The sequence below is a fragment of the Rhodococcus sp. APC 3903 genome (assembly GCF_030407755.1).
GTDB lineage: Bacteria > Actinomycetota > Actinomycetes > Mycobacteriales > Mycobacteriaceae > Rhodococcus_F > Rhodococcus_F erythropolis.
Window position 1 is genome coordinate 1 of the sequence record NZ_JASDCV010000057.1, and the last position, 11786, is coordinate 11786.

The 11786-nt window shown below is 58.6% G+C and carries 11 protein-coding genes and 1 pseudogene; 6 read left to right on the plus strand and 6 right to left on the minus strand.

Translation table 11 applies throughout. The annotated features are described in order from the left end of the window. The first annotated feature begins 560 nt into the window (after positions 1–560). The 6 genes from QMA15_RS32100 (at position 561) to QMA15_RS32125 (ending at position 7927) form a co-directional block, all read left to right on the plus strand. Entirely contained in the window at positions 561–716 is a 156-nt protein-coding gene (locus QMA15_RS32100; protein ID WP_290289070.1) for a hypothetical protein, read from the plus strand. A gap of 98 nt (positions 717–814) precedes the next feature. After that, positions 815–1567, plus strand: coding sequence for a hypothetical protein (locus QMA15_RS32105; RefSeq protein ID WP_290289073.1), 753 nt, complete (start codon positions 815–817; stop codon positions 1565–1567). Positions 1568–1785: 218 nt separating this feature from the next. Then, positions 1786–3711, plus strand: a complete 1926-nt coding sequence (locus QMA15_RS32110) for an AAA family ATPase (RefSeq protein ID WP_290289076.1) — start codon at positions 1786–1788, stop codon at positions 3709–3711. Next, on the plus strand, positions 3708–5486 hold the full coding sequence (locus QMA15_RS32115; protein WP_290289078.1) for an ATP-dependent helicase: 1779 nt from the start codon (positions 3708–3710) through the stop codon (positions 5484–5486). The genes QMA15_RS32110 and QMA15_RS32115 overlap by 4 nt, the downstream gene beginning before the upstream one ends. Before the next feature lie 368 nt (positions 5487–5854). Then, positions 5855–7636 (plus strand): hypothetical protein, encoded by a 1782-nt coding sequence (locus QMA15_RS32120; protein ID WP_290289080.1) that lies wholly within the window; start codon positions 5855–5857, stop codon positions 7634–7636. Positions 7637–7786: 150 nt separating this feature from the next. Next, the gene (locus QMA15_RS32125) at positions 7787–7927 is read left to right on the plus strand and encodes a hypothetical protein (protein ID WP_290289083.1); all 141 of its coding nucleotides are present in this window, start codon (positions 7787–7789) and stop codon (positions 7925–7927) included. Positions 7928–8740: 813 nt separating this feature from the next. Here QMA15_RS32125 and QMA15_RS32130 read toward each other — a convergent pair. The 6 genes and pseudogenes from QMA15_RS32130 to QMA15_RS32155 form a co-directional block, all read right to left on the minus strand. After that, entirely contained in the window at positions 8741–8890 is a 150-nt protein-coding gene (locus tag QMA15_RS32130) for a hypothetical protein (RefSeq protein WP_290289085.1), read from the minus strand. A 473-nt stretch (positions 8891–9363) separates the two neighbouring features. Further along, positions 9364–9591 carry a hypothetical protein gene (locus QMA15_RS32135; protein WP_290289087.1) on the minus strand — a complete coding sequence of 76 codons (228 nt, stop codon included), beginning with the start codon at positions 9589–9591 and terminating at the stop codon, positions 9364–9366. Between the two features lie 12 nt (positions 9592–9603). Then, positions 9604–9831, minus strand: coding sequence for a hypothetical protein (locus QMA15_RS32140; protein WP_290289090.1), 228 nt, complete (start codon positions 9829–9831; stop codon positions 9604–9606). 480 nt (positions 9832–10311) lie between these two features. Beyond that, the gene (locus QMA15_RS32145) at positions 10312–10530 is read right to left on the minus strand and encodes a hypothetical protein (protein WP_290289093.1); all 219 of its coding nucleotides are present in this window, start codon (positions 10528–10530) and stop codon (positions 10312–10314) included. Positions 10531–11377: 847 nt separating this feature from the next. Continuing rightward, positions 11378–11548, minus strand: coding sequence for a hypothetical protein (locus tag QMA15_RS32150; RefSeq protein ID WP_290289094.1), 171 nt, complete (start codon positions 11546–11548; stop codon positions 11378–11380). Next, positions 11542–11786: pseudogene (locus QMA15_RS32155) on the minus strand (hypothetical protein); the annotation flags it as partial. The gene QMA15_RS32150 and the pseudogene QMA15_RS32155, both read right to left, overlap by 7 nt.

The following is an 11786-nucleotide window of genomic DNA, read 5'->3' on the forward strand; positions in this document are numbered from 1 at the left end:
CCTCCCGACGCTTCGCGTCGGGAGACGGAAGCGAGTCGCTTCGCTCCCCGCCAGGGAGCCGCTGCGCGGCTCGCAGTGGGTCGAGTGCCGTTGCCGTCGATCGAGTCGCTTCGCTCCTCTGAATTCCGAATCTTGGTTCTCACCAATAAAATTCATCGCAACGTCTGAACCGGTACCCGACACCCGAACGAGGCCGAGGAGGAGGGGAAGGGTCACGAAAAGCGCCCCGTCTCGCGTCCACCGACTCGTCAACATCATGCTCCCAATCATACACCCACACCCACCAAACCGCAAAACAATCCGAAAACACGAAACACCGAAACACTCATCACTGCAACAACATTCGACGTTGACAAAAACACTAACGTGCACAACCCGCAAAACCAACCTAACACCAACCTAACACCGAAATACATTGATACACAACATTATTCAAAATCAGTCCAAATCGAGGCGCACGCCGGCGCCGATCCCCCACCACGGACGACGCCCTTACGCGAACCCCGACGCCCTACGATCACACCAACAACCGAATCGACAGAAACGCGGACGGCCTCGCTATGACTTTCCGACTCGTACTCGCTCTCGCCGCCTTGATCTGCATTGTCTGGGGCATCGCAATATTGCTCGCACTCGGGCAGGCAGCAGGATGGGCGCTGATCACCATCGGTCTCGGCGTAGGCGTCCTCAGCACCGCCCGCAAACGCCGCAACTAAACCACCCACACACCGAACCCTGAAGTTCTCCCAACGACAACGGCACCCGGTTCAAATCTCGTTGGTTCAGAAACTGGAGATAAGGGAAGCTTTAAGCAATGTACAGCCTTGGACTCGACAGCCCTGAAGCTACTGAACACCTCAATCGGCAGCTGCTGACCGTTGACGTCATCAATAAGCTCGCCGAACACCTACAAGAATCTCCTGCCCCCACGAGCGACATGGCGACACTCAACGCGCTGGCACCCGAAGCGCCTGTTCCTATTCTTGATTCGGTGAGGGCGGGTTTGGAAGTTGCGAAAGACTCCCTGAATCACATCACCGCAATCTTCCGGGAAAACGACAAGTTCACCTTGGTAACATTGCAATCAATGATGCGGATGGCGTTGCTCGGTGCCAGCCGCGCCGCATTCATCCTCGGTCCCGAAGATCCCTCCGATCGGGAAAGGAACGCCCACATCGTGCTCGCGCAAGAAGCCCAGAGCCTCCGGCGTGCGCTCGATGCTTGCTCCGATTTCAAACACCTGCGAGGAATGATTCCTTCCGAAGAATTCCGCAACGAAATCACAGAACGAACGAGGACGCTACAGCCCACCCCGCGGCACGGAGAGGCCACGACTATCCGACTCATGGCTGAAGAGACCGCCCAGCAGGTCGCCCGGGATGATCCCAACGCGCCCTCACCCGAGATCCTGTCGGAAGCGCTGGCTTGGGCCTGGCACTCCTCAAGTGGAACGGCCCATGCGTACGCCTGGCCACGGATTGCGGGAGGGGACTTCGTCAGCGACTTCGGAATGATCGTGCCAGTAGCTCATATTGCCTTTGACGCGGCGGTCCGCCGGTGGCGATAAGCCTCTAAGAAATCACCGATCAAACGGTAGACAACCCCCAATTTCCTAGCCACAGTCGACGCATCCGCCGGAGCCGAGTTTCCCCACTGGGCGGGAGGACGGCTTACGTCGCGGCAAGGAAATGTTCACCCGGGAGTCGCCTTCTGTATCCTTTAATTTCTTCATCAGTTCTACTGGCGGCCGGAGAGGCATCCCATGAATAGCGCAAGTTTCCACATATGCAGCTAGCAAGTTTGACAGTCAAGAATTTCAGATCCTGCAGCGATACGCGAATTACGTTCGCTCCGGACCTCACAGTTCTCGTCGGCGAAAACGCGTCAGGTAAGAGTGCAATCATCGACGCACTCCGTCTGTCAACCTTTCCCGCTTCAGGCCGCCAGACTGCGTGGTTTTCGGTTGAAAAAGATCTGAGCCACTTATCTGTGGCAGGGGATCCCGTCTCGTTGACGGCGCGGTACGGCAGCCTCTCGGAAACCGAGAAGGCTGTCTACCTCGCGGAACTAGTCGACAGTCACGACGACCTGATCTACACCGCAAGCTTTGCAACCTCACCTGGTGTGCCACGTAGAAACGTACTGAGTTGGGCTGTCGGGGAATCGCTGGCTGAAGATCCTGAACCCGCGCTCCGGCGACGAATCTCTCACGTCTACCTGCCGCCGCTCCGCGACGCCGTGAGAGATCTCGACGGCGGTGATCAGTCGCAACTTCACGATGTGCTCAAGCTGCTACTCGACGGGGACCAAGACGCAGAAGACGGCTTCATCAGCACTGCGAACACCGCATTGCGTACGATCGCCGATCACGACGTCGCAACAGCTTCTCGTGACTCGATCCAGGGCTACTTCAGCAGAACTGTACCGCCGAATCGTGAGCACGTCATCGAGTTGAACCAGCGGGAGCCGGACCTACGTCGGATCGCCAGGTTATTGCGCCTCCAGTTGTCCGAGCACTGTGTTCCCATTGGCGATATCGCCTCCACCGGTTTGGGTTATGCCAACCTGCTGTATATCTCGATGATCGTCTTGCAATTGGCGAAGGCTAAGGACAGTGACCTGACTCTTCTTCTCGTCGAGGAGCCGGAGGCCCACCTTCATCCACAGCTTGAGTTGGTGCTTCTCGCGTTTTTGCATGATCAGGCCAAGCTGAGCGGCGATAGTACGGAAACGATGAGGCCCGCCGGCAAGGTACAAGTCGTTGTCACGACGCACTCACCGGTTTTGGCGAGCACAATGTCGATCGACCGACTTGTGGTTGTCGCTCGCGACAGTGCCGAGGCGGGCTGGAGTACGAAGACGACCGCATTGAGCGAACTGGGCCTCAAGGAGACTGACGTCCGAAAGATCGACCGGTACCTGAATGCGACGCGGGCGGCTCTTTTGTTCGCTCGCGACGTCGTCCTTGTGGAAGGGATAGCGGAAATGCTCCTGCTCCCTTCCTTGGCGAGCTACCACTTCAGAAACTTGGCGATGCTCGAAGTGTTGCCAACACCTGCCGACAATGCGCAGGAAAGTTCGGAAAACGCGGACGCAACTAGTGACCTTCCCAAAGATGACATTGTGGCAACCGAACTCGAAGCGCGGCAGAGGGAGCGGCAGTTTGCCAGCGCAACAATCGTAAGCGTGGAAGGAGTCGACTTCGCCCCTTATCTTCGACTCCTTCTCGACGGCGACCACCCTCGGGTGGACCGAGTGGTCGTGGTCACCGATCGCGACCACACTGGTGCCGGCGACGTCCGCAAGAAGGATTACGAAGAGTTGTTCCCAGACGCCGCCACGGCCGGACGCCTCGTCGTCGAGGTCGGAGGTACGACCTTGGAAGCAGAAATATTCCGGGAGTCAGAAAACGAAGAGATTCTGCAGAAAGCATTCCTTGCACTCCGTAGCGGGTCAAAACACCACTGGGACAAGGTCGTCGATGCAGTCGCGCACAAAACACCGGCTGAACGAGCTGAGATCTTTGCACAAGCCATAGGTGCAGAGTCCGCCAAGGAGGAGTTCTACCTCGATATCAGCAAGGGCGACTTCGCGCATCTCGTCTCCGAATCGATCCATGCGAATACAGATGGAGCCCTTGTTGTTCCGAAGTATCTACGCCGTGCCATCGAGGCTGTTGCGCACATAAACGCTGATAGAGGGCCGGAATGACCGGCGATGGGCTCGGCCCGGAGTCGGATGGGCTCAGTACTGAGCAGATCGCCGCGCTGGCTCCGGGGATACACCTCATCGAAGCGGGACCCGGCTCAGGGAAGACCAGGACCGTGGTCGCTCGATTCCGCCAAGGCACCTTAGACGGGCGCAGTGTCGCACTCCTCTCTTTCACGAACGCCGCCGTCGATGTTGCAAAGTCCCGGTGCCGGGACGACCCCACCCTCATGGAAGCCCCCAACTTCATCGGAACATTCGATCAGTACTTTCACCGCTATGTCCTCACGCCCGACATACGTCGACGTTTCGGCATCACCCCGAGATATATGAGTTCGTGGGACGATCTCCCCCATCACATCGCTCTCGTCCGTCCATCCAGTGGCGGCAGCGGAATACGGCTCTCGTGCTTCGCGCGCGAGGACGAAGCGTGGGCGGTGGACGAGGCGAGATTGAACCGGAGTGAAGAGCACTTCTGGAATACCCTCACCCCGTGGCGCAGAAGCCAGGTAAATGAGGAAGCAACCAAACGTATTGCAGGGCTACATCATTCCTGCATTTTTGACACTACAGAGTCCCGCTCCCGCGCGCTGCACGCACTCCAGGAGCCAGACTCAATCTATCTGGGCCGACTGAAACGGCGTTTCGGCGAGATCATCGTCGACGAGTTCCAAGATTGCGACGGAGTCGAGCATCAACTACTTGGACTGCTGCGGTCAGCGGGAATCAACGTGGTCGCCGTGGCCGACCCCGATCAGGCGATCTACGAGTTCCGGCAAAGCAGTACCGGAATTTACCAGCAGTACCGGGACAGCCTTGCGGTGACCGCCATCGCTTCGCTCACGACGTGCTACCGCTCGACACCAGCAATCTGCTCACTGACTTCCGCCCTTCGGACGGTCGGTCTCGGCGAACTTCAACCCGACCCCAACCACGAGGGCGGCGCTAGTCATATTCATGTCGTGGTCGGATCCGGAGTCGAAGCCGGAAGCGCCGCACTGAAACTGATCCGTCAACAGGGGATAACGGCACGCCAGACACGTGTGATCGCACACCGCCGCTCTGATGCGCGAGCACTCATCCGTGCCGGCAAACAACCTCCCCGCGGCATGTCGCACATGGAGTCGCTTCTCGTACCAGTTGTGGAACTACGCTCCGGTGTCGACGCCCGTGGACGCCTCAACTCCGTGAAACGGATAGAGGCATTCATTCTGAACCAGTTCGACTGGCCGAGTGACGGAACTGCGGACACCTCGGACCAACAACTCAAGCACCTTGACCTAGCTCCCGAACATATCCGCATCACCGCCAGCAAACTTGTCTCCACATCTCGATTCTGGTCCGACAAGAAAGCCTGTAGTGCTGCTGTGCGAGCCCATTTGGAGGAACTCGCCAACGATCGACCGATAAACCTCGCACCACGGTTGGGGCATCGTCTGGTCGTACCCGACAAGGTATGGACGTTCTGGGAATCACAGACTGAGGGATTGATTCCAGACATCCACCTCGACGCCATTCGTTGGGCTCATGTGCACAGCGTGAAGGGCGCTGAATTCGACGGCGTCGTGTACGCGATCCCCCCGAAAGCAACGAAAAACAAACACGTTCTCGATGACTGGGAACAAGAAGCGAACTCGGAACTCAGACGCGTGTTCTACGTCGGCGCCAGCCGGGCAGGAAAAATGCTCGTTCTCGTGGTCCCCAAGACACGCCACAAGCAACTCACTGCCCTACTTACATCAACGGGCGTGCTCCACACCATCACCCACGTCACGTAGCCAATACGCCAGAGCAGAGAGGTAACCCTGCATGAGATAGCCTGCTGCCGCGGAATTCTCACCACCACACCGTATAAGGGCCTTCAGGCAGAGTTCGAAACAAGTATGTACAACGCTGCTCCCGCACTGAACGTCTCACACATGGCGCTGGTCGCACCGTGCCCGAGTCTTCTACGTCTCAACTCAAAAACACGCGCATTGTCAGGTCGCGTCAGAATGGACCGTGTCTACCACGGGGTTTCGTCCCCTCCCGGTATCGACCGGTCCCGCTCCACATCTGGGCTACCACAGAGAGCCGAACACACCGCCCGTTACGTCGGCCCGTCAGAATTTGCCCTCCCTGCTCCGGGTTGATCGATAATCTCGTCATGACGAAACGGTCCGTGGAGACGAATGTTCGGGTTCCGCAGTGCGCTCTGGACGCTCTCGCCGATATAAAGGCCGAACGGGGGTTCCGGTCACGCGATGAGACCGTGCAGCAAGTCCTTTCCGAGTACGTCACTGCACAGAAGAAGTTGCAGAAGATGGACGATCTCTCGGAGGTTCAGACACATGTGGCCACAGTGATGCGGTACCCGCTTCCTGGTCGCGGAGGGCGCTCCGAACCCAGCGTGCCACTGCGATTGCGGTTGACTCCTGACGTGGTGGAAGCAGCCAAGAGATTCGGCTTCGTCCTCCCTGGACAATCACAATTCCGAGGCCATCATCAGTATCAGGCGCGCCCATTGACCGATGCAGTCCTGACTGCGATCTCGCTGCAGAAGGACTTCTCGGACGATGTCCTTGCCGGTATTCGTCCACGGATCAGGCAGGAAGCGGCACGGGGATTGTGGCAACTCGTTGTGGTGTCGAGTCTTAGCGAATGGGAGGCCGCGATCTTCGACCGCTATCGAAAGGAGCAACAAACCCGCGATAAACAACGCCGGCTAGGTCGTTCGCCCGACGAGTTCAGCGAAGTGAGTCTCGTCGCTGACGAACTGTTCGAGCAGAACGTCTCCTGGCATAGCCCCGAGCGCAACAACCTCGCCCGAGAGTTAGCACGGGAACTGCTCAGCGGACCTGATGCCGCAGCAGTCGAACAGCAACTCTTCGATCACGATCTCCTGAACCCGGATTGGAGAAAGAAGCTCACCTCTCGCCGGGCGCTCTACACAAGCAGACTTCCCACTCCCACTGGCCCGTCGACTCTTCTCCACAGATTCGACGGCAGGGGCGCCGGAGCAGTGTGGCGCGCTCGCCGCAACCTCATAAGCGAGGAGGTCGTCCCATGGCTTCTGAAGAGCGCAACAATTGACTCATCTCACGAAGTGACCTGCACCGTCCGGCCGCCTGACTGGATCCTGAAAATTCCTCCCGGTTGGCGTCCTCACGAATTATCAAAAGGTCCTAACGATGTGCAATGGGACGAACACGTCGCCACGGCCCGCGTGTTCGATCTCAGAGCCGAAGGACAACGGTTCGTCTGGCCAACCGTTGCCACGCCAAATGGGCCTGAACCGGTTCCCGGCATCGAGATGTTCCTGTCAGCCGCACGTTCCCACCCGAAGTCCAGTAACCACTCTGCCGGATTCTTGATCGAAATTCTTCTTCGCGAATTACTTGAACCGAATCCTAATTCCGTTGTTCGCGTGGATATTTCGCTCAGGGAAGATGGACTCGTCGATTTACCAGGCTACCTGCAGGAGGAGATTCATGAAACGGTCCAGGTGCCTGCTTATCGCGCACACGAGTTCGGATTCATCGACAAAGCGACTCGAGATCGACTGGTCGCCGATGCTCAAGCTGCCAACGACGAAAATGTGGGGAACCTTTTGACCGAGCTCCACTCGCATCGCGAATCCCACGTACGCGACTTCGGAGTCAAACTCTCCTCGATGAAGCACGAGCCCGCGAAACTCAGTTACGCACTCAACACCGCGAAGAAATACCTCGATGAACAGAATGTGCACGTTCGCTTTTCCTACAGACAGGCCGCCTATTCATGGCCGATCGTGTCGGTGGCCGACGCCATCGCCACCGGCGTATCCAGAGATGCGCTCGCGTGGCTCACCGGCTACTCCATTCATGAGACGTCGCGTCTTCTGCATCGTTCGATGGAGCTGACCTCGCGGCAGGCCTTCGGGACGTCATTTCCGTTGACGGAGTCCTGAATCTCGCACTCTCGGATCGCTGCCCGCAGTTTGTGACATTGACCGTAGAACCGACGGTGTCCTTCATCGGTTTTTCACGCAAGAGTGGCAGTAACGCCTGATGGCCGACAGGGCCCAAGCGAAGCAAGAACTGCTACCGAAGGAGTGCACATGAGCACGCTGCCCTCAGATCTCCCCGAATCGACCCCACGGCGCTTCCGGACACGCTTCGGAGTTTGGGTGCGGCTTCTGGTCCCCCAGGTCATCGCGCGTGTGGTGGCCGAAGCTGTGAAGGACCAGTTTTTCGGTTGACCGAAAAAGGGAGCCTTCCGGCATACCTTACACATGCCTGCAGTGCCTCGAGAGTCATGAATCCGCGGCAGAGGAGTCGGATCGCGTTCTGTCCCGGTCATCCCGCTCAGTGTCTACCTGGTACGTCTACGCCGTCGATCACTTCTCGCATCACGACCTCAGTAGCCGGCGAATTGGAGACCCGCACAGCTCGCAACCACGGCACTACAACTCGCAGAGAGAATCAGCGCGAGCAGACGGGCGTGGCGTCGATATGACTGTGGTCATGACCGGCGGCCGGAAACGTGTCACGGTTTTCCACCTAATCAGCGCGACAATGCTGGCAGTAAGGGCGTGATTGCCCTTTCCCCAAGAGCTGCACGCCCTCCCTCATGTTCGATCGTTTTACGCGCAACTATGCGCGCATCGCTGCATGCATCCATGCGCGCCACGGACGTTGAAATTTCGACGCCAAATGTCATCCACCCAGTTCAGGGCGCCGGTGCGTCGCATTTCAAAAAATTGGTGTGCTTCGAACTGTCACAGAACCCCTGGAGCTGAACCTCCTCTCTTTTGAGAGAGAAAAACAGCTAACAGAAAGAAGTCCATGACGAACGATCAGCACGGTCCACACGCATCCACTCCTTCACGGCAGCCTTCCCAGCGCAGGATGCAACGAATCTGGCGCACATTGCGTGGCTGCGTCGCGATCTACCAGACCGCCAGCGGCCTCTCCGAGATCCTTCACTGGCTTCTGAGTCATCAGTGGCCCCTCTAGACGGCTGGCACGAGAAGGCCCCTACCGTCACAGTGGGGGCCTTCCCTTCGGGTGGTCTAGAGGTAGGCGATCTCATCCGTAGTCAGAGCGCGCCTGGCCAAAAGCTTGATCAGCGCGGATTTTGCCGCGAGAAATTCCTCGTGGTCATCACCATTGACGGATGCGGCGTAGCCGGTACGAGCGAATTCGATTGTGGTGTAAGACATTTCAGCGCTCCCTCCGGCGGACTATATATGACCACTTCACAACGTAACGTTGTAGGTGGCGAGTCGTGCACCGCTGCCACTGTCGACTCCTCTGTGAATCCACGCTGCCGGGTCGGCTACCGCGAGGCTCTGACTTCACGGACCTTGAGTAGGGCGGCCACTGCGAGGATGATAAGTCCGCCGAGCCAGATCATCTGCAGTAGAAGGCTTTTCCATTCGCCTCGGTGGGTGATTTCGTTGAAGTGTGTGACCACACCGATGAGGAACACCACCACGGAAGGGATCGCCCAGACGAGCATGAATCGGCTCGGGGCGTAGCCGACTTGATCTCTGAGGTGGTCGACACGTCTGGATGCGAAGACGAAGAGGGCGATGATCAGGATCGGCGCGACAAAAGTGAACCATGCAGCGAAGGTTCGACTCGGGCTGTGACGAGCAAGGTCTCCGATGGTGTCGATCAGCAGCCAGGTCGACTACAACCACATGGTGATCGCTCCAGCGAACCACGGTCGCGGGGCGGCCTCGCCGTCGCTGCGCTCCCACAGCATGAGGCGAAACGCGAAGATTGCGACAGCTCCGATGACCCCTCCGACGGCGAGGACGGCGATTTCGCCGATCCAGTCCGATGCGGTCCATTCCGAGAGATGCTCGTTGACCACGGTGCTCGTGTCATTGGCCAGAGTGCTGATGCCGTCGTTCATTGGTCGGTCCCCCTAGATGTTTGGTGCCGTTGACTTCTCGGCTCGGTAGTTCTGTGCTCGCGCGGTGCCGATGTCGTAGTCGTCGACGTGCTCGCCAGACCCGCGCTCGTATGTCCCGCCCACGTGATCGGGGTCGTATGCCATGAAAACGACGTCGGGTCGGCCACCGTTGAATCTGGCGAAGCGGTCATAGTCCCAGCCGTCGGGTGCGTAGTCGTCGTTCCATGCCAGTCGCGCCACGGGAACGAATCCGGCGTCTGCGTAGAGGTCCGGCAGTACGGTGTCGAAACAGTCGAGAATGCCGAAATATACTGATACACAACATGATTCAAAACACCTTGAAAACGGTCCTCGCAACACCCCGCCCGATGCGCCACCGCTCCCCCACACCACCGAACCCGAACACCCCGCCGGAACCTAAACCGCCGGCGCCCCAACAACCACCCCGGGGACGTGTCATCACCGCAGGTCAACGCCACAGAATTTCGCTCGCACCACCCGGCACCATTGCCCGCTCAACGTGAACGTGAAACCCGCCGCTCCCCATACGCCAACACCGCCATCAACCCCACAATCACAACGGTCTCCACCCACGGAAGCCACGACGGCACAAACCGATCAGAGAACAGCACGATGGCGCAGGTAACCAGTGTGAGAACACACACCACCCCCAAAACGACACGAAGCACCCACCTGGCCCACTGCGAGGAGAACATGCCGCTACCCCCGATCAACCGGCATCGACCACTCGGGTTCAGGCGGTGGTTGTCGCCGCCGCGAATAGAACGCCGCACCGATCAGCACCCACCCGGCGACAGCGAACGCCGACGCCGCACCGTCGAACACCACCCGCCCCTCGCGCACGTCCTCGGACGGCGCATACGCACACGAGGGTCCGACAACCGGCAACCACACCCTCGACCCACTCTCCAACCCCACAGCGGAATCGGCTGCACACAGCTCATACGAAGACCGCCCCCAACACCAACCCCACACCGAGCAACACCGACCGACGCCACCGCGTCCCTCCCCCGAATGTCATCACCCACGCACCATAAGCCGAGCAGCCATGCAATACCGTTCATCACGTCGAATGGCCCAGACCCCTCCCAGACCTCAACCACCACCAATAACCGAACGGACCCCCACAGAAACCCGAAAAGGCCCCTCACCGGACGGTGAAGGGCCCATCTGGACATCACTCAACGAACAGCAATGCAGTCGTTCTAATGCCCCTCCGCACGAACGTACAAGTGCGTACCCGACCCATCTTTGGTCAAGATCACCGTCACAGTGTCCAAACCCCCATCGGTTCCCGGATACCCAGTCTTCGACATCTGATCGGTGCAGGAGAATCCTGCCAGCTTCGGACTGGTGAGGACAGGATCCGCGCAGGCTAGCGGTTGCAGAGCGGGAAATTTCGGATTCGGTTCCTCGATCTCAGCCGCAGCGCGATCAAAAGGCCCTGCGCCCTCGTATTTCGCCCCATACGACGCCGTTCCCACAAACCCCTTAACCTCATAGCCCTCGGTGAACGTAAACGAATCCGGAACAGTGAACCCACGATCGGTCAACGCGTCCTCCATCTCCGAACCATCGACAGAGACAGATTTCGCTTCGTCACTGCTACTACAAGCGCCCGATCCGAACGCCACCGCGGCAGCGACAACGCCGAGACACATCCGCCGAGCACCTTTCCGCAGTCGCAACGAGGACTCCTTTCATCTGTTGCAAGCACCTATCGAGACTGTGGCGATGAACGAAACAACCACACCAACAACCGATCTCACGGTCCACCCTCTAAACCCCAAGTCAGCTCTCCGTCTATGACGTCGGCGGTCCAACCGTCGAACTCGCTCCCGTTGGCGATCGCCGCAATAAGCTCGTCGAACACATACGTGAGACTGGTCCACTTCGTGGGGTCCTCGTCCGCGCTGACCTTGTCGTACTTCAACACCTCGCCCCAACTGCTCCCCACATATCCGTCACAAGTAAATATCCGTCGCGCTCGGCAAACGGAATGTATTCAGGCACGAAACCGTACGCCGGGTAACCCGCATAACTCGCGTAACCGCTTCTGACGCCGACAACCTCGAGCATCATTTTCCGCACACTGATCATGTCCTGAAGCGACAGCAGAGGGACTGTTTCGCAATCGGTGTTTTGGCCCGAGAAGCTGAGTGAATGCTCGGCGA

Excerpts from the sequence above, each read along its gene's own strand:
- QMA15_RS32125 (WP_290289083.1), top strand. The coding sequence starts at position 7,787 with ATGAGCACGCTGCCCTCAGATCTCCCCGAATCGACCCCACGGCGCTTC.
- QMA15_RS32110 (WP_290289076.1), top strand. The coding sequence starts at position 1,786 with ATGCAGCTAGCAAGTTTGACAGTCAAGAATTTCAGATCCTGCAGCGAT.
- QMA15_RS32135 (WP_290289087.1), bottom strand. The coding sequence starts at position 9,591 with ATGAACGACGGCATCAGCACTCTGGCCAATGACACGAGCACCGTGGTC.
- QMA15_RS32115 (WP_290289078.1), top strand. The coding sequence starts at position 3,708 with ATGACCGGCGATGGGCTCGGCCCGGAGTCGGATGGGCTCAGTACTGAG.
- QMA15_RS32120 (WP_290289080.1), top strand. The coding sequence starts at position 5,855 with ATGACGAAACGGTCCGTGGAGACGAATGTTCGGGTTCCGCAGTGCGCT.
- QMA15_RS32100 (WP_290289070.1), top strand. The coding sequence starts at position 561 with ATGACTTTCCGACTCGTACTCGCTCTCGCCGCCTTGATCTGCATTGTC.
- QMA15_RS32105 (WP_290289073.1), top strand. The coding sequence starts at position 815 with ATGTACAGCCTTGGACTCGACAGCCCTGAAGCTACTGAACACCTCAAT.
- QMA15_RS32130 (WP_290289085.1), bottom strand. The coding sequence starts at position 8,890 with ATGTCTTACACCACAATCGAATTCGCTCGTACCGGCTACGCCGCATCC.